A 17599-nucleotide genomic window follows, 5' to 3' on the forward strand; every position below is an offset into this window, starting at 1 on the left:
GGTCCGGCACGTGACTGACGACCAGTTCCTGAACCCGACCCGGCACACGTACGCGATCGTGGCCGAGAGCTACGACGAGTTCGTGCCGCCGCTGGCCGAAGACGTCCAAGACCGCGGGCTGTTCACGGCGTTCGCCGACTTGGTGCGCGACGGCCCGGTCGCCGACCTCGGCTGCGGCACGGGTCGCGTGACGGCGTTCCTGGCCGAAGCGGGCCTGGACGTCGTCGGTGTCGACTTGTCGCCGGAGATGCTCGCCGTCGCCCGCCGCGAGCACCCCGGCCTGCGGTTTTCCGTGGGCTCGCTGCTGGCGCTCGACCTGCCGGACGGTGGTCTCGCGGGTGCGGTGGCGTGGTACTCGATCATCCACACGCCGCCGTCGCGGCTGCCTGCGGTGTGCGCCGAGCTGTTCCGGGTGCTGCGCCCGGGCGGCTACTTGCAGCTGGGGTTCCACGTCGGCGACAAGCGGCACCACCGCAGTGACGGCTACGGCAAGGAGGGGTTCTCGCTCGACATCTACTGGCTGCCCGTGGAGCGGGTCTGCGAGCTGGTGACCGGCGCCGGGTTCGAAGTCGTCACGCAGGTGCTGCGCGATCCGGCGGCCCGGGTGCCGCAGGGGAGGGTGCTGGCGCGGAAACCGGAGTGAGCTTCAGCGGGACGCGGCGGCCTTGATTGTCCGCAGCACGGGCGCGGTCTCCAGCGTCCGGATCGCGTCGAGCGCGCCCAGCCGGTGGGTCAGGTAGCGGTGCAGCGCGGCCGCGTCCGGGCAGAGGGCCAGCGCGACCAGGTTGGCCGGGCCGGTCGTCGCGGCGACGAGCGCGAGTTCTTCGTGCGTCGCGAGCGTCCTCGCGACGTGGTCGAGCCGCGCCGGCGCGACGGCCATCCAGAGCAGCGCCTGCGTCGTCGCGTCCAGCAGCGCCGGGTCGATCTCCAGGTCGAAGAACACCGTGCCCCCGGCCTGGAGGTCGGCCAGCCGGCGCGCGACGGTCGCCGCCGACCAGCCCGTCGCGGTGGCCAGCTCGGCGAGGCTCGCACGGCCGTCCCGCTGCAGCGCGGCCAGCAACGCGGCATCGTCCCCGGTCAGCGGCTTGCCCCCGCCCGGCGACGGCGGCGTCAACGCCGAGACCTGCGCGGCGTCGAGCGCGTTCGCCCGGCCGAGCCACGCGTTCGGGCCACCGAAGTAGCGGTGCAGCAGCTGGTGCGCCGACACCGCCGTGACGCTCGCCGTGCGCGGGATGTCCCGCAGCAGCAGCGAATGGTCGCTGGCGGCGGGCGTCTGGACGTTGACGCAGATTTCGGTACCGCCGGACATGAGCTTGATCCACGCGGTGTCCGCGCGGCGCGCGAGCGCGTGCGCGAGGTCTTGCGCGGCGTGCGGCGTCGCGATCAGCCGGACCATCCACTCGGCCTGCCCGGCGCGTTGCGGATCCGGCAACCCGACGACGCGTAGAGACGCCTCGGCGCGAAGCCGCCGATAGCGCCGCGCCACGGTCTGCGTCGAGACGCCGAGGACGTCCCCGATCTTCGTGAACGGCGCCCGCCCGTCGACGTGCAGCGCGTGGATCAGCGCGCGGTCGAGGTCGTCCATATCCGTCATTTTAGGGGTCTTGCCTGGAAGAAATCCGCAGTTTTCCGCTGGCAGCTGGAAGCCCGGTGGTGGCCGGCGAAAGGGTTGCCTCATGCCGATCACCACGTACCGCCTCCGCTGGGCCGCACTCGCCGTCCTGCTCACCGCCGAGGCGATGAACCTCCTCGACGCCACGATCGTGCAGGTCGCGGGCCCGGCGATCCCGGCCCCGGCCGCCGCCGTCCCGTGGTTCACCGCGGCGTACACACTGCCGTTCGCGGCCTTCCTGATCACCGGCGGCCGCTTGGGCGACGTGTTCGGGCGCGCCAAGGTGTTCAAGATCGGCGTGGCGGGTTTCGTGCTGGCTTCAGTGGCGTGCGCGGCCGCCCAGAACGCGGGAGTCCTGATCGGCGCGAGAGCAGCCCAGGGAGCGGCGGCGGCGTTGGTCATCCCGCAGACGATCGGCCTGATCCGAGCCCTCTTCGACGGCGCGGAGCTGGCGAAGGCCCTCGGCACGATCGGCCCGGTGATGGGCCTGTCGGCGGTGACGGGTCCGCTGCTCGGCGGATTGCTCACGGAGGCGGTGTCGTGGCGGGCGGCGTTCCTGGTGAACGTCCCGCTCGGCCTCACGGTGTTCTTCGCGGCGCGGCTGTTGCACGAGGACGGTGCTACGGCGGGGCCGCGGGTCGACCAGGCCGCGCTTGCCGGTGCGGGACCGGGCGGAGTGCAAGCCGCCCGGCCGCGGGTCGGTCCCGCTGCGGCGGGGTCGTGTGAGGAGCGGCCCGCCGCGCGGCCGCAGCTGGACCCCGCGGGCACCTCGGTTGCCGGGGCAGGGCTGCGCGGCGAGCGGGCCGCAGCCTGGCCGCAGATCGACTCAGCGGGTGCGGGGTCGTGCGAGGTCCGGGCCGTGGCGCGGCCGCAGCTGGACCTCGCGGGCACCTCGGTTGCCGGGGCAGGGCTGCGCGGCGAGCGGGCCGCAGCCTGGCCGCAGATCGACTCAGCGGGTGCGGGGTCGTGCGAGGACCGGCCCGCCGCGCGGCCGCAGCCGGACCCCGCGGGCACCGCGCTCGCCGCCGCTACGGGGTCGTGCGAGGACCAGGCCGCCGCGCGGCCGCAACCGGACCCGGCGCTTCCCGGTGCGAGGTCGCCCGAAGAGCAAGCCCGGCCCCGGATCGACCCCATCGGCACCGCGCTCGTCGTCGCGGGCACGGCCCTCCTCGTCTACCCGCTCCTCGACCCGGCCGGCCCGGATTGGCGCCTGCTCGCGGCCGGCGCCGCGGCCCTCGTCGCGTTCGGGTTCCACCAGCGCCGCTCGGCCGCACCCCTGGTCGAGCCGAGCCTGTTCACCCACCGCGGCTTCCCGGCGGCGCTCGCCGGGTCGCTGCTGTTCTTCGCGGCGATGACCGGGCTGATGCAGGTGGTCCCGATGCAGCTCCAGCTCGGTCTGGGCGCCGACGTCCGCACTGCGGGCCTGACCCTGCTGCCGCTCTCGGCCGGGCTCGCGGTTTCGTCGTGGTTCGCCGGCGCGCGGCTGGTGCCGCGGTTCGGCGCGCGCGTGATGTTCGGCGGGCTGGCGTTGCTGCTGCTCGGAATCCTCGCCGCGGTCGCGGTCTACGCCTCGGTGCCGGGCTACCCGTGGCCGCTGCCGGTCGCGCTGGCGCTGTGCGGGCTCGGGATGGGCACGTTCACCGTGCCGTTCTTCACCGCGGCGCTGGCCCGCGTCCGGCCGCACGAGACGGGCTCGGCGGCCGGACTGCTCAACGCCGTGCAGCAGCTGGGCGGCACCCTCGGCGTCGCCCTCCTCGGCGGGCTCTACCTGGGCAGCGGCACCGCGACGGCACCGCTCGGCCTCGGCGCCGGGCTGGTCGTCGCCGCGGCCGCCGCCGTGGTCCCGCTCAGTAGTCGTCGCGGCCGGTGAACTGCTGCTCCAGCAGCTCTGCCGCGCCGGCGACCAGCTCGAGCGGGTCGGTGAACTCGTTGATGTCGAGGTTGATCAGCGGCAGCGAGTGGCGCAGCACGAGGTGGTCGCCCATCACGGCGATCCCGCCCACCACGATCGCCTCGCCGACCTCGGTCAGCACGGCGAGGAGGTCGACCTCGTCGTGCCGCGCGAACGGCGTCGCGATCTGCACCCAGTCCTCGCGCTGGTCGAGGATTTCGCGGGCGATCACGACGATCTGCGCACGCTGTTCGGTGTCGGGCTCGTCGCCGAAGACCAGGCGGATGCGGATCTCGTCGGGCTCGTCGCGCACCACCCGGTACGACTCCCTGATGTAAGCGACCAGATCGCCCCACTGCGCCACGCTTTTCTCCGTTCTCGTGCCTGTGTGCGTGCTCAGCGTAGCGATCAGGGCGCGCCGATCCGGTCGAGATCGGCGAGAACGTCGCCGGGCAGTTCGAGTTCGGCGGCGGCGAGGTTCTCCCGCAGGTGTTCCGGCGAGGAGGTACCGGGAATCAGCAGCATCGACGGCGACCGCTGCAGCAGCCAGGCCAGCGCGACCTGCATCGGCGTGGCCCCGACCCGCGCGGCGCAGTCGTCGAGCAGCCCGGACTGCAGCGGGCTGAACCCGCCGAGCGGGAAGTACGGCACGAACGCGATCCCCTCGGCGGCGCACTTGTCGACGAGGGGATCGTTTTCCCGGTGCGCGAGGTTGTACTGGTTCTGCACGCACACGACGGGCGCGATGGCCTTGGCCTCGTCGAGCTGCTCGGCGGTGACGTGGCTGACGCCGAGCTGCCGGATGAGCCCCTGCGCCCGCAGGTCCGCGAGCACCCCGAACGGTTCGGCGAGCGACATCTCGACGGGGTAGTCCCCGGCGGCGTTGCTCAGCCGCAGGTTGACGACGTCGAGCGCGTCGACCCCGAGGTTCCGCAGGTTGTCGTGCACGGCCTGGGTGAGTTCCTCCGCCGACAACGCGGCCGGCCACGCCTTGTCCGCACTCCGCCGCGCGCCGACTTTCGTGACGATGCACAGGTTTTCGGGGTACGGGTGGAGCGCCTCCTTGATGAGCGCGTTGACGGTGTGCGGACCGTAGTAGTCACTGGTGTCGAGGTGGGTGACCCCGCTGTCGACGGCCTCCCGCAGCACGGCGACGGCGGTGTCGTGGTCCTTCGGCGGCCCCCAGACGCCGGGGCCGGCCAGTTGCATGGCGCCGTATCCCATGCGGGTGACCGTGAATTCGCCGCCGAGGGGGTAGGTGCCGCCCAGGTTCGCCATGCCGCTCCTTGCGTCGGGTGCTGTTGTGTGGAGTGTAGGCGGCACCTCGGCGCGACCGGTTTTGTCGGTGGTCGCCGGTAGGATGGAATTGGGGGCTGCTCACGTCGATTTCCGTTGCGGCGCAAGGGAAAACGACGGCTCGGTTTCACCCGATCCAGCGATGATCTTTCGCACGCTTGTTCGGTAGCGTTGGTGGTGTGGCCGGGAGAGCGGGCCCGCGAAAGGAGATCACTGTGAAGACTTGAACCTGTACGGGCCCGATCATGCCCCGCCCAACTGATCCCGCCGGCGAGTCAACGCGGCGGTCTCCGCGGTGTTGCCCGCCAAAGCAATGGCCTCGTCATAAGCCGCCCGCGCCTCCTCACCACGACCCAGCCGACGCAGCAAATCAGCCCGTGTGGCGTGGAAAGGGTGATAACCGGCCAAGCGGGACTCGAGACGACCCACAGCAGCCAGCGCCACCTCGGGCCCGTCGAGCTCGGCGACCGCCACAGCCCGGTTGAGCGCGACGACCGGCGACGGATCAAGACGGACGAGCTGATCGTAGAGAGCGAGGACTTGTGACCAATCGGTATCGCGCATGTCCCGAGCGGAGGTGTGCACGGCGTTGATCGCGGCAAGAACCTGATACCGCCCCGGGGCGACCCCGCTGGCAAGGCGTTCGCGCACCAGCCGATGCCCCTCGGCGATGAGCTCCGCGTCCCAGGCGCCGCGGTCCTGCTCGTCGAGGGCGACCAGTTCGCCGCTCGCCGAGAGACGAGCGGAACGGCGGGCTTCGGTGAGGAGCATCAACGCCAGCAGGCCGGTCACCTCGCCGTCCTCCGGGAGGAGGGCGCGGATCAGGCGGGTGAGGCGGATCGCCTCGGCCGTCAGGTCCTGGCGCACGGGATCGGTGTCCGGGCCGGTCGCCAGGTAGCCCTCGTTGAAGACCAGGAACAACACGGCGAGCACGCCGGAAACGCGGGAAGGGAGGTCCTCTGCGGACGGCACACGATACGGAATGCGAGCGGCCTTGATCTTGGCCTTCGCGCGGGTGATCCGTTGCCCCATGGTGGTTTCGGCGACCAGGAAGGCGCGGGCGATCTCGGGCACCGTCAGGCCGCCGACCATGCGGAGCGTCAGCGCCAGGCGGGCTTCGGTCGCCAGCGCCGGGTGGCAGCAGGTGAAGATCAGCCGGAGCCGGTCGTCGTCGATGGCGCCGAGGGGTTCGGGTGGGTCGTCGTCGTACACCAGCTGCGCCTCCTTCTGCTTGTCGTCGCGCTTGCTCTCGCGCCGGATGCGGTCGATGGCCTTGCGGTTGGCGGTGGTGGTCAGCCAGGCGCCGGGGTTGGGCGGCACGCCGTCGGACGGCCAGCGCTCGACGGCGGTCGCGAACGCCTCGGCCGCGGCCTCCTCGGCGATGTCGAGGTCGCCGAAGCGCCTGGTCAGTGCGGCCACGACCCGCGCCCACTCCTCGTGGTGAGCCTGGGTGATCGCTTCCTCGGCGTCGGTCACAGGAACGGCCGGACCTCGATCTTGCGGTCGCAGACCTTCGACGCCTCGGTGGCGAGCCGGAGGGCGACGTCCAGATCGGGGGCCTCCCACACCCAGACGCCGGCGAGGTACTCCTTCGACTCCACGAACGGCCCGTCCGTGACCACGGTCTGCTCGCCGCGGTTGTCGACGACCGTGGCGGCGTCGGTGGCCGCGAGGCCGCCCGCGAAGACCCAGTAGCCCTCGGCGATCAGGCGTTCGTTGAACTCGCTGATGGCGGGCTGGCGGTCCGTGCTGCCGGGGTTGTCCTTGTCGTCGATCACGGAAACCAGGTACTGCATCCGAAACTCCTCGTCTTGGGTGGTCGGGGGCGTCACGCGGTCGCGGGGTACTGGGGCCGGCCGGCGGGGCGGAGGACCTGGGTCGTCACGCCCTTCGAGTCCACTCGCGACTCGACCAGCTCGAGCGCGAGGTCGGGGCCGTCGGCCGGGAAGAGCCGCTTGCCCTGGCCGAGGACGACCGGGACCACGGTCAGGACCAGCTCGTCGACCAGGTCGTTCGCCAGCAGCCACCGGACCAGGGTGCCACTGCCGTGCACCTGCAGCTCGCCGCCGGGCTTGGCCTTCAGCTCGCCGATGGCCGCGGCGAGGTCGGCGGGCAGGACGGTGGTGCCCGGCCACGCCGGGTCGGTCAACGTCGTCGACGCGACGTACTTGGGGGCCTGCTCCAGGGCCACGCCGATCGGGTGCGCGCGCATCTGGTCGACCGTCCCCCAGGAGCTGAAGAACAGGTCGTAGGTGCGCCGGCCGAACAGGAAGGCGTCCGCGCGCTGGTAGGTCCGCGTGATGAACGCCCGGGTCTCGTCGTCGCCCCGGCCCAGGGCCCAGCCGCCGCGGTCGAAGCCGTTGCGGCGGTCCTCGTCGGACGCGCCGCCGTTGCCCTGGACGACTCCGTCGAGGGTCAGCTGGGTCACGGTCGTCAGCTTCATGGTGGGGCTCCTCCGTCTCGGCGCCGCCCCTCGCGGGCGGCCTCACCCCTGCTACGAACGCCACCGCGCCGATCCGACACCGCCGGCGAAATCTTTTCGGAGATTCGCGGCGGATGCCACGAGGGCCACCCCGGCTGGTCGGAGGCAAGCCGGGCGCCGGAGGCGATGCAGCGAACGACGAGGGCGCGGACCTCGTACGCCGTGGCCACCGCGCGCCAGACCTCCAGCGCCGCCAGCGCACGCAGCCCCGCGCGCTCGTGCCGCTGGTAGGGCCCGGCCAGCTCGGCGGGGAAGCGCCCGGTGCCCGATCGGGTGGTAGGGACCCACGCACGAACACAGGGCCGCGACCCGTCGCCCGTGCGCCAGGCACCCGGCGTGCCCGCTGTCCGAACCCCACCGGGCGACACTACCGAGCGCCGAGCGGGAAACTCAGCCGCAGAGGCCCTTGCCCCGCAGCACGCGCGTCACCGACTCCTGCACCCGCTGCTGCGGCAGCTCCCCGGACCGCACGGCCTTCACCAGCCGGTCCAGTACCTCGTCCACGCGGCCCCCGGAGGACCACAACGCCTGGTCGGCGCCGGCCTGCAGGGCCTTCAGCACCGCGTCCGGCAAGGAATACTGCGCCGTGATCGCCTTCATCGCCCCGAGGTCGTCCGTGAGGACCGGTCCGGTGAAGCCGAACTCGCCGCGCAGCAGCTGGTACGCCGGGGGTGCCAGGGACGCCGGGACGCCGGCGGTCAGGTCGGGTACGTCGAGGTGGCCGACCATCACCGCGACCGGGCCGTAGTCGGCGAGGTCGCGGTAGGGGACCAGGTCGACCGACCGCAGCCGCGCGAGCGGGGGTGTCACGACCGTGCCCTTGTGGGAGTCGCCCGAGCCGTGGCCGTGGCCGGGGAAGTGCTTCAGCACCGGCTGGACGCCCGCCTCGCGCAGACCCTCGGCGAACGCCTTCGCGTACGTCTTCACGCGCGCCGGGTCCGGGCTGAAGGAGCGGTCGCCGATCACGTCGTCGTCCGGGGAGTCGGTGACGTCGGTGTCCGGGGCGAAGTCGACCGTCACGCCGCGGGCGTGCAGCTGGCGGCCGCGCTCGGCGGCCAGGGCGCGGACCTGGTCCGGGGACTTCGTCGCGGCCATCGTCCGGGCCGAGGGGAGGTCGCCGTCGAGGTCGTCGATGCGCTGGACGCGGCCGCCCTCCTCGTCGACCGACACCGCCACCGGCACCCTGGCCACCGCCTGGACCGCGGCCAGGGCGCGGTCTTTCAACAACGCTGTTGCGTTACCGCCGATGAAGATCCCGCCGACCTGGTGCTCGCGCACCAGGGAAACCGTGGCGGCCGGGTTGTCGCCGGAGACGCCGACGACGACCAGCTGCGCGACCTGGGCGCGGGCGTCGAGGGTCCCGGCCAGCGACGCGCAGTCGCCCGGGCGGGCCAGCCTCGACGTCGGGGCCGGCGCCGCGGGCGGGACAGCCGCGCTGGCGGAAGAAGGGGGCGGGGAAGCCAGGGGCAACGCCAGTCCGGACACCGTCCGCGGCTGCAGGCCCACGACCAGCAGACACCCGGCCACGAGGGAGAACGCCACCCCGAAGGCGGCAAGACGTCGGCGGTTCATCGGTCCCTTCACTCGTCTGCGTGCCCCACGACCGTAGTCGACTTCACGGCGTGAAGAACGGCTCCACCGCGGTTAGAGAATTCGTGAAGGCGCCCCCAGCAGAGTGAGGCTGTCGGAAAATGGCTGAGGAGGGCTCGATGGACCAGGTGCGAGTGGCGGCGTGGGCGTCGGACCCGATCGCCCTGACCGGGCTGATCAACCACCTGAAGTCGCGTCCGGAGCTGCTGGTCGTCCCGCGGGCCCGCCGGGGTGAGGCTTCGGTCCTGGTGTTCGCCGTCGGGCAGGTGGACCGGGAGGTCGTCGCCGCGCTGCGGGCCGCGGCCGCCGAGTCGCCGGCCGCCATCGTGCTCGTCGCCGGGCACGTCGACCCGGCGCACCTGAGCGTGCTGGCCGACTGCCACGTCTCCGCCGTGCTGCCGCGGACCGCGCTCGACCGGCTCACCGAGAGCGTGCTCGCCGCCGCGCGGGGGCGCACGACGTCGCTGCGCGAGCAGGTCGAGGCGCTGGCGCAGGAGGGCAGCGGGGCCGCGCTGACGCCGCGCGAGGTGGATGTGCTTCGCTTGATGGCCGAAGGCTGGGACACTGCCGAGATCGCGGGCAAGCTCTGCTACTCGGAGCGGACCGTGAAGAACGTCATCTACGCCATGACCAACCGGCTCAACCTGCGCAACCGGCCGCACGCGGTCGCGTACGCCGTACGGGCCGGGGTGATCTGAGGGAGCCCGTGCCCACGACCGTTCGCCGGACCGCCGCCGCGGTCGCCGCGCTGACCCTGCTCGCCGCCTGCAGCCCCGCCGAGTCCGGTGACCGGACGAAGCTCACGATCGCGACCTTCGGCGAGTTCGGTTACGCGCCGCTGATCGCGGAGTACGAGAAGCTGCACCCCGACATCACGGTGCAGAACCGCGTCACCGATTTCGACACCCACCACAAGGGCCTCGCGACGCAGCTCGCCACCGGGCGCGGTGCCGCCGACGTCGTCGCGATCGAAGAGCAGTACATCCCGCAGTACCGGAAGGCGAAGGACAAGTTCACCGACCTCGCGTCCTTCGGTGCCCGTGACCTGGAAAAGCAGTGGGCGCCGTGGAAGTGGGCGCAGGGCACCGACGGGGACTTCGTGCTCGGGCTCGGCACCGACATGGGCAGCCTCGCCCTCTGCTACCGGCGCGACCTCTTCCAGGCCGCGGGCCTGCCGACCGACCGCGACGAGGTCGCGAAGCTCATCCCCGACTGGCCCGCCTACGCCGCCGCGGCCGATCGCTTCACGCAGAAGACGCCCGGCGTGAAGTTCGCCGACTCCGCCGGCACCGTCTACACGGCGATGCTCAACCAGTCGCCCGAGAACTACTTCTCCCAGCGGGACGACTCCTTCATCGCCGACACCAATCCCAGCGTCCGCACGGCTTTCGAGCTGTCCGGCGGCATCGCCGCGAAGGGGCAGACGGCGGCGGCGACCACGTTCACGCAGGCGTGGAACGTCGCGATCAAGCAGGGCTCGTTCGCCACCGTCGCGTGCCCGGCGTGGATGCTCAGCCAGATCAAGGAAGCCGGCGGGGACGCCAACAAGGGCAAGTGGGACGTCACGACCGTGCCGGGCAAGAGCGGCAACCAGGGCGGCTCGTTCCTGACCGTGCCGAAGCAGGGCACGCACCAGAAGGAGGCCTACGAGCTCGCGCGCTGGCTGACCGCGCCGGAGCAGCAGAAGAAACTGTTCCTCGCCGAAGGCATCCTGCCCAGCGAACCGTCCGTCTACGAAGACCCGCAGGTCATCGCGCACACCGATCCGTACTTCGGGGACGCGCCGACCGGGCGGATCTTCGCGGCCTCGGCCGACCGGCTGCGGCCGAACTACCGAGGCCTGCACGACGCCGACGTCCGGCCGGAGTTCGGCCGCGCGCTCGGGCGGATCGAGGACAAGACGCAGACCGTCGACCAGGCCTGGGCGCAAGCCGTCCAGCAAGCCCGAGCCCTGCTGAAATAGTGCGCCACCGGCTCGCCCGCTTCGACCGCAAGGTCACGCCGCTGCTGCTCGTCGCGCCGTTCTTCGGGCTGTTCGCCGTCTTCGGCGTCTACCCGCTGCTCTACACCGCGTGGGTTTCGCTGCACGACTGGAACCTGCTCGAAGGCGGCCAGGGCCGGCTCGGCCTCGCCAACTACGGCGAACTGCTCGCCGACCCGCACTTCTACAACGCGCTCGCCAACACCGTGAGCATCTTCCTGCTGGCCGCCGTCCCGGAATTCCTGCTGGCACTGGGCATCGCGGCGCTGCTCGACCGGCCGCTGCGCGCCGCGACCTGGTGGCGCACCGGGATCCTGCTGCCGAACGTCGTCTCCGTCGTCGCCATCGGGCTGGTGTTCGGGCAGCTGTTCAGCCGCGACTACGGCGTCGTCAACGAAGTGCTCGGCTGGTTCGGCGTCGCGCCGGTCAACTGGCAGGCGACGACCTGGACGTCGCACTTCGCCGTGGCGAGCATGGTGCTCTGGCGCTGGACCGGCTACAACGCGCTGATCTACCTGGCCGCGATGCAGGCCGTCCCGGGCGACCTCTACGAAGCCGCGGAGCTCGACGGCGCCTCGCGGTGGCGGACGTTCTGGTCGATCACCGTGCCGGGCATCCGGCCCGCGATCGCGTTCACCGCCGTCGCCGGCACGGTCAGCGGCCTCCAGCTCTTCGCCGAGCCGCAGCTGTTCGACGCCGGTGGCTCCGGCGCCACCGGCGGCAACGACCGCCAGTTCCAGACGCTCGTGATGTACCTCTACGAAAAGGGCTTCACGCAGTTCAACGCCGGGTACGCGGCGGCGCTGACGTGGGTGCTGTTCGTGGTCTGCGCGCTCTTCGCGCTGGTCAACTATCGGCTGGTGCGCCGGTTCGTGGGTGCGCCGTGACCGCGCGGCGCCGTCCGGGCGGCTGGGTGTACGCGGTGCTGACCGGCGTGCTCGGCGCGTCCGTCTTCCCGCTGTACTGGTCGTTCGTCGTGGCCACGCGCGACAACGCGGCGATCGGGGAGCCGGCGCCGGTGCTGGTGCCGGGCGGGCACCTCGTCGAAAACGTGCGCCGCGTCTTCGACACGGTCGACTTCTGGCTCGCCACCGGGAATTCGCTGATCGTCGCGACCACGGTCATGGCGGCCAACGTCGTGCTGGCCAGCCTCGCCGGGTTCGCCTTCGCCCGGCTGCGGTTCCCCGGCCGCAACACGCTTTTCCTGCTCGTCGTCGGTTCGGCGATGGTGCCGGCGCAGCTCGGGGTCATCCCGCTGTACCTCGTCGTCGGCGACCTCGGCTGGTACGGGCGGCTGGAAGCGGTGATCGTGCCGGCGCTGGTCAGCGCGTTCAGCGTGTTCTGGATGCGCCAGGCCTGCGAGAACGCGATCAGCGCCGACCTCGTCGACGCCGCCACCGTCGACGGCTGCTCGGTCCTGCGCACCTACTGGCACGTCGCCGTGCCCGCGTTGCGCGCGCCGGCCGCGGTGCTCGCGATGCTCACCTTCATGGCCACGTGGAACGACTACTTCTGGCCGCTCGTGGTACTCGACCCCAACGAAACACCGACCGTGCAGGTGGCCCTGTCACGGCTGGCGAGCGGCTACTACACCGACTACGCGCTGATGCTGACCGGCGCGACCCTCGGCGTCGTGCCCGTCATCGCGTTGTTCCTGCTGCTGGGGCGCTACATCGTCCAGGGAATCCTGAAAGGGGCGCCAGTGTGACCGGACCCGAATTCCCGCCGGGGTTCCTGTGGGGCGCGGCGACCGCGTCGTACCAGGTGGAAGGCGGCGTCGGCGAAGGCGGCCGCGGACCGTCCATTTGGGACACCTTCGCGGCCGCCGACGGCAAGGTGCTCGGCGGCGCGACCGGCGACGTCGCCTGCGACCACTACCACCGCTACCCCGAAGACATCGGCCTGCTGGCGGACCTCGGCCTCAACGCCTACCGCTTCTCGGTCGCCTGGCCGCGGGTGATGCCCGACGGGCGGACGAAGTCGGCGGCCGGCCTCGGCTTCTACGACCGGCTGGTCGACGAGCTGCTGAGCCGCGACGTCGTCCCGGTGCTGACGCTCTACCACTGGGACCTGCCGCAGGCGCTGGAAGACGACGGCGGCTGGCCGGAACGCGACACCGCCTCGCGGTTCGCCGACTACGCGGTGGCCGTGCACGACGCGCTCGGCGACCGCGTGAACCAGTGGACGACGGTCAACGAACCGTTCTGCGCGGCCTTCCTCGGCTACGGCAGCGGGGTGCACGCGCCGGGCGTCCAGGACTACGACACCGCGCTGGTCGCGGCGCACCACCTGCTGCTCGCGCACGGCCTGGCGACGCGCGCGCTCACCGAGCAGGCGCGGCCGGGGCACGAGTTCTCGCTGGCGCTGAACTTCGCCCCGGCGATCCCGGACGGCGACACCCCGGCCCACCGCGAGGCGGCGCGCAAGTTCGACGGCATCCACAACCGGTTCTTCCTGGACCCCGTGCTGGGCAAGGGATATCCCGAAGACGTCGTAGCGGACGTCGAGCACCACGGCGGCCGGTTCGCCGCGGCCGTGCGCGACGGCGACACCGACGTCATCGCGGCGGCGATCGACTGGCTGGGCGTGAACTACTACGCCCCCGCGCGCGTGACCCCGCTCGAAGACCCGGTTGGCCCCAGCAACTGTCCGCTGCCGGGCTTGCGCGGCCTGGACGTGCTGCCCGCGCCGCCGCCGCTGACCGCGTTCGGCTGGGAACAGTCGCCGGGCACGCTGACCGAGCTGCTCCGGTGGATCGACGAGCGGTCCGGCGGGCTTCCGTTGATCGTGGCGGAAAACGGTGCATCCTTTGTGGACGAGGTGGTCGACCGCCGGGTGCGCGACCACGACCGCGTCCACTACTTCGCCGAACACCTGGAAGCGGTGCACGACGCGATCCGCGGCGGCGCCGACGTCCGCGGGTACTTCGCCTGGTCGCTGCTCGACAACTTCGAGTGGGCGATGGGGTACACCCAGCGCTTCGGCCTGGTGCACGTCGACTTCGACACCCAGCGGCGGACCGTCAAGGACTCCGGCCGGTACCTCGGCCGGGTCGCGAAGGCCAACGCGCTAGGTGCGCCGCCGGACGGCGTCGGCGACGCCGGAGCGTGAGGGCGTCTCCAGTTTTCCGAGCAGGCGGGCCACGTGCGCCTGGACCGTCCGCCGCGGCAGCGAAAGCTCGGCCGCGATGTCCGGGTTGGAGCGGCCTTCGGCGACCAGGCCGGCGATGCGGACCTCGATCGGCGTGAGCGATTCCCAGCCGTGCCCGGGGCGGATCGGCGAGAACACCGCGCCGCGGCGGACCCCGAGGCGGCGCAGGCGGGTCTCCGCGCGCCGCAGGTCCCAGCGCGCGGACAACACCGTGTAGAGCTCGGCGGCCTCCTCGAACGCCGCCTGCGCCGCGTCCAGCCGGCCCGCGCGGGCCAGCAGCACGGCCGCGTCCTCCAGCGCCGTCGCCAGTTCCGGGCGGCGGCCGACCGCGCGGAAGTGCTCGGCCGTGGCCAGCACCGCGGCCGGGTCCTCCTCGATCAGGCCGCGGCACCACGACGCCGCCGCGTGCGCCCGCGCCGGACGCCGTTCCTTCGCCGCCTCTTCTTCGCAGACGTCGAGGGCGCGGCGCGCGCGCACGCGGTCGTCCTGCTCCATCGCCAGCCGCACGAACGCCGGCAACCATTGGTGGCGCAGCATCATCGCCGCGTACGTCGGGTTCAGGATCGGCTCGAGGACGGTCAGCGCGCGGACCCGGTCGCCGCGCTGTTCGGCCGCGAGGGCGTCGGCGACCAGCAGGAAGTCGAAGCTTTCGCGCTCGGCGCCGGTCGCCGGGGCGTACTCCTCCGCCGCGTCGAGGTGGGCGGCGGCCTGGGCCCGGTCGTCGCGGCGGCCGGCGATCAGCGCGGCGACGCCGTGCAGCAGCAGCGCGGCCGGACCGGGCTCGCGCAGGCCGTAGAACGTGATCGCCGGGCCGTCCTCGATGACCGTGTCCAGCTCGACCAGCGCCTCGTCCCAGCGGCCTTCCCAGTACCGGTGCACGGCCGCGGAAACCTGCAACCCGACGGGTAGCGCATGCCGTGCCGCGACTTCGCCCGCCGCGCGCAGGGCGTCGCCCGCTTCGGCGAGGCGGTCGAGGTTCTGCAGCGTGAAGACGCGGTTGTCGAGCAGGTCGAGGTGCAGGTCGGCCAGCTCGTGCTCGTCGCCGACGGCCTCGATCGCCGCGTCGACGTGGCCGAGCGCGCGGTCGTGCTCGCGGCGCACCGAATCGACCAGCCACAACGTCTGCAGCGCGTGCGCGGTCACGTACCGGTCGCCACCGGCGAGCGCTTTGGTCTCTCGTGCCGCCTTTTCCGCCGCGTCCAAATCGGACAGATCACCACGCCGGAAGTTGGCCAGCAGCTGCCGGTGCTTGACCCGCCAGATCTCGGGCACGGCCGGGTCGTCGACCACGCCGGCCAGCGTGGCGACCGCGCCTTCGGTGTCGCCGCGGCGGTGCCGCAGCGCCGCGACGATGTGCCGCATCTCCTCGACGGAATCCGGATCGGTGGCGACCTCGATGGCCTGCTGCGCTTGGGTTTCCGGGCTTCGCTCCAGCCGGAACAGCACCTTGACCAGCGCGACGAGCAGCACCTCCCGGCGCGACCCGGCCCCGGCGGCCAGCGCCCGTTCCAGCAGTTCGACGGCGATCAGCGGCGCCCGGTTGGAGACGGCGGCGTGGTGCCCGGCGAGCCAGTCCAGCACCCATTCGTCCACTGTGGCCGGTGCGGCCACCAGCTGTTCGGCGACCCGCTTCACCGGCGCGCCGATCCCGGCGAGCGCCTCGGCCGCCTGCCGGTGCAGCGCCGCCCGCGTCGCCCCCGGCAACCGGTCGTAAAGCGCTTGGCGCAGCAGGGGATGCCGGAACGCGAGCTGCGTGCCGGTGTCGATGAGGACGTTCGCCGAGACGGCTTCTTCGAGCGGCTCCAGCAGGTCCGACGGCCGGCTGCCGAGCACCGCGGCGACGTCCCCGACCGCGAACTCCATGCCCAGCAACGCACCCCAGCGCAGCACTTCCTGCGTCCGCGTGCTGAGGAAGTCCAACCGCCGGTCGACCGCGGCGACCAGCGAACTGGGTGCCTCGAACTCGGCCGGGTCGTCGACGTCGGCCTCGCCGCCGCTCACCTCGACCGCGCCGGCGCGCAGCAGGACGTCGACCATTTCCTTGACGTACAACGGGTTCCCGGCGCCACGGGCGGCCAGCTCGCGCAGCCCCGGCCCGGGCGGCGCCCCGATCCGGTCCTCGATCAGCCGTCCGACGTCGTCGCCGGTCAGCGGCGCGAGGTCGAGCACGACGCCGTCGCGCGCCTGGACGCCGCGGCGCAGCTGGGCGAGCTCGGCGCGGTCCGGCGCCGGGCGGGTCGCGGCCACCAGCAGCAGTGGCAGCTGCCGGGTCGCCGCGCAGAGCCGGTGCCAGACCAGCACGGACGCCTCGTCCGCCCACTGGAGGTCGTCGATCACCAGCACCTGCGGCGAGTGCGCGCAGAGCTCGTCGACCAGGGCCAGCAGCCGGTCGACGGCGCCGAGCACCGGGTCGGCCGGGCCCCAGCTGCGCCGCACCGGGCCTTCGCCGGCGAGTTCCTGCGCCACCCGCGCGCGCCGCGGGTCGGCCGAATGCACGTCGATCGCCAGGCACTCCAGGATGACCTGCAAGGGGAACCGGGTGCTCAGCTCGTCCGCGGCGGCGGAAAGCCGCTGGTAGCCGGGGCCGTCCGGCAGCGAACCGGCGAGCAGCTCGGACTTGCCGATGCCCGCCTCGCCCTCGATCCAGACGGCCCGCCCGCGGCCGGCGCGGACGTCGGCGACGAGTCCGGCGAGGGTCTTGGTTTCGGCTTCCCGCCCGAACAGCCGGTGCCCGGTGACCACGACCGGCGCCGCGGGTGCGTCGAGCCCGGGGTCCTGGGCGAGGATCCGCTGGTGCAGCTGTTGCAAGGCCGGGCCGGGCTCGACGCCGAGCTCCTCGACGAGCGTGGCGCGGGCGTCGCGGAAGACGTCGAGCGCCTCGGCGTGCCGCCCGCTGCGGTAGAGGGCGAGCATGAGCGACTCGCGCAGGGACTCCCGCAGAGGGTGCTCGCCGGCCAGCACGGCCAGCTCCGGCGCGAGGTCGAGGTGCCCGCCGAGGGCCAGCACCGCCTCGGCCCGCCGTTCGAGCGTGTCCAGCCGCAGCTCGGCGAGGTATTCGCGGTGCCGCTCGGCGAACCCGCCCGGCACCCCGGAAAGCGCTTCGCCCTGCCAGAGCGCGAGCGCGGCGTCGAGTTCTTCGACGGCGGCCCGCGGATCGCCCCCGTCGAGGTGGCGCCGGGCGTGCTCGCGGTGCCGTTCGAACAGCGCGGCATCGAGCGCGTCTTCCGCGAGCAGCAGCGAATACCCGGCCGGATCCGACACCAGGACACTCGCCGCCGACCAGCGCGAGCGGTCCGGTTCGAGCGCGCGGCGGAGCCCGGAGACGTAGGTGTGGACGCTGCCCTCGACGCTCGCGGGCGCGGCGTCACCCCAGACACCGGCGATCAGCTCGGCCCGGGGCACCGGCCGCCCGGCGTTGACCGCGAGCACGGCGAAGACGGCACGCTGACGCGCGGGGCCGAGGCCGATTTCGGCCGCCCCGCGCCAGGCCCGCAGCGGGCCGAGCACACCCACCCGCAGGCCGCTGTCCGCATCCCGTGGCATTCCACTGCCGTCCCCTCTGGGGCTCGGAGCCCCAGACCCCATTCCCCCAGGGAC

Annotated in this window: 15 protein-coding genes; 7 read left to right on the plus strand and 8 right to left on the minus strand. The window is 72.7% G+C overall.

The window, feature by feature from the left end; all coding sequences use genetic code 11:
* Positions 1 to 10: 10 nt before the first annotated feature.
* Positions 11 to 643, plus strand: a complete 633-nt coding sequence (locus tag EIY87_RS26415) for a class I SAM-dependent methyltransferase (RefSeq protein WP_125312580.1) — start codon at positions 11 to 13, stop codon at positions 641 to 643.
* A 3-nt stretch (positions 644 to 646) separates the two neighbouring features.
* Here EIY87_RS26415 and EIY87_RS26420 read toward each other — a convergent pair whose 3' ends face one another.
* Positions 647 to 1594, minus strand: coding sequence for an Lrp/AsnC family transcriptional regulator (locus EIY87_RS26420; RefSeq protein WP_125312581.1), 948 nt, complete (start codon positions 1592 to 1594; stop codon positions 647 to 649).
* An 82-nt stretch (positions 1595 to 1676) separates the two neighbouring features.
* Here EIY87_RS26420 and EIY87_RS48480 point away from each other — a divergent pair, with 82 nt between their 5' ends.
* On the plus strand, positions 1677 to 3482 hold the full coding sequence (locus EIY87_RS48480; protein WP_225440055.1) for an MFS transporter: 1806 nt from the start codon (positions 1677 to 1679) through the stop codon (positions 3480 to 3482).
* Here EIY87_RS48480 and EIY87_RS26435 read toward each other — a convergent pair.
* From EIY87_RS26435 to EIY87_RS26460, 6 genes are all read right to left on the minus strand, one after another.
* Positions 3460 to 3867 carry a hypothetical protein gene (locus EIY87_RS26435; protein ID WP_125312582.1) on the minus strand — a complete coding sequence of 136 codons (408 nt, stop codon included), beginning with the start codon at positions 3865 to 3867 and terminating at the stop codon, positions 3460 to 3462. The two genes, EIY87_RS48480 and EIY87_RS26435, sit on opposite strands and share 23 nt — an antisense overlap.
* 44 nt (positions 3868 to 3911) lie before the next feature.
* Positions 3912 to 4781, minus strand: coding sequence for an oxidoreductase (locus EIY87_RS26440; RefSeq protein ID WP_125312583.1), 870 nt, complete (start codon positions 4779 to 4781; stop codon positions 3912 to 3914).
* Between the two features lie 261 nt (positions 4782 to 5042).
* A complete protein-coding gene (locus EIY87_RS26445) occupies positions 5043 to 6275 on the minus strand; it encodes an RNA polymerase sigma factor (RefSeq protein ID WP_125312584.1) in 1233 nt (410 codons plus the stop codon).
* On the minus strand, positions 6272 to 6595 hold the full coding sequence (locus EIY87_RS26450; RefSeq protein ID WP_125312585.1) for a YciI family protein: 324 nt from the start codon (positions 6593 to 6595) through the stop codon (positions 6272 to 6274). Before EIY87_RS26450 ends, EIY87_RS26445 begins: the two co-directional genes overlap by 4 nt.
* Positions 6596 to 6627: 32 nt before the next feature.
* The gene (locus EIY87_RS26455; protein ID WP_125312586.1) at positions 6628 to 7242 is read right to left on the minus strand and encodes a dihydrofolate reductase family protein; all 615 of its coding nucleotides are present in this window, start codon (positions 7240 to 7242) and stop codon (positions 6628 to 6630) included.
* A gap of 429 nt (positions 7243 to 7671) precedes the next feature.
* Entirely contained in the window at positions 7672 to 8853 is a 1182-nt protein-coding gene (locus EIY87_RS26460; protein ID WP_191984274.1) for a glycoside hydrolase family 3 N-terminal domain-containing protein, read from the minus strand.
* A gap of 137 nt (positions 8854 to 8990) precedes the next feature.
* Between EIY87_RS26460 and EIY87_RS26465 the strand changes: the two genes are divergently transcribed.
* The 5 genes from EIY87_RS26465 to EIY87_RS26485 are packed head-to-tail and all read left to right on the plus strand — an operon-like array spanning position 8991 to position 13963.
* Entirely contained in the window at positions 8991 to 9569 is a 579-nt protein-coding gene (locus tag EIY87_RS26465) for a helix-turn-helix transcriptional regulator (protein ID WP_125312587.1), read from the plus strand.
* Positions 9570 to 9577: 8 nt separating this feature from the next.
* The gene (locus EIY87_RS26470) at positions 9578 to 10834 is read left to right on the plus strand and encodes an ABC transporter substrate-binding protein (protein WP_125312588.1); all 1257 of its coding nucleotides are present in this window, start codon (positions 9578 to 9580) and stop codon (positions 10832 to 10834) included.
* The gene (locus EIY87_RS26475; protein WP_125312589.1) at positions 10834 to 11739 is read left to right on the plus strand and encodes a carbohydrate ABC transporter permease; all 906 of its coding nucleotides are present in this window, start codon (positions 10834 to 10836) and stop codon (positions 11737 to 11739) included. The genes EIY87_RS26470 and EIY87_RS26475 overlap by 1 nt, the downstream gene beginning before the upstream one ends.
* A complete protein-coding gene (locus EIY87_RS26480) occupies positions 11736 to 12560 on the plus strand; it encodes a carbohydrate ABC transporter permease (protein WP_125312590.1) in 825 nt (274 codons plus the stop codon). Before EIY87_RS26475 ends, EIY87_RS26480 begins: the two co-directional genes overlap by 4 nt.
* A complete protein-coding gene (locus EIY87_RS26485) occupies positions 12557 to 13963 on the plus strand; it encodes a GH1 family beta-glucosidase (protein WP_125312591.1) in 1407 nt (468 codons plus the stop codon). The genes EIY87_RS26480 and EIY87_RS26485 overlap by 4 nt, the downstream gene beginning before the upstream one ends.
* Here the strand turns inward: EIY87_RS26485 and EIY87_RS26490 are convergent.
* Positions 13922 to 17545, minus strand: a complete 3624-nt coding sequence (locus EIY87_RS26490) for a BTAD domain-containing putative transcriptional regulator (protein WP_225440056.1) — start codon at positions 17543 to 17545, stop codon at positions 13922 to 13924. The genes EIY87_RS26485 and EIY87_RS26490 overlap by 42 nt on opposite strands.
* Positions 17546 to 17599: the final 54 nt, after the last annotated feature.

This window comes from Amycolatopsis eburnea (assembly GCF_003937945.1).
Classification (GTDB): Bacteria; Actinomycetota; Actinomycetes; order Mycobacteriales; family Pseudonocardiaceae; genus Amycolatopsis; species Amycolatopsis eburnea.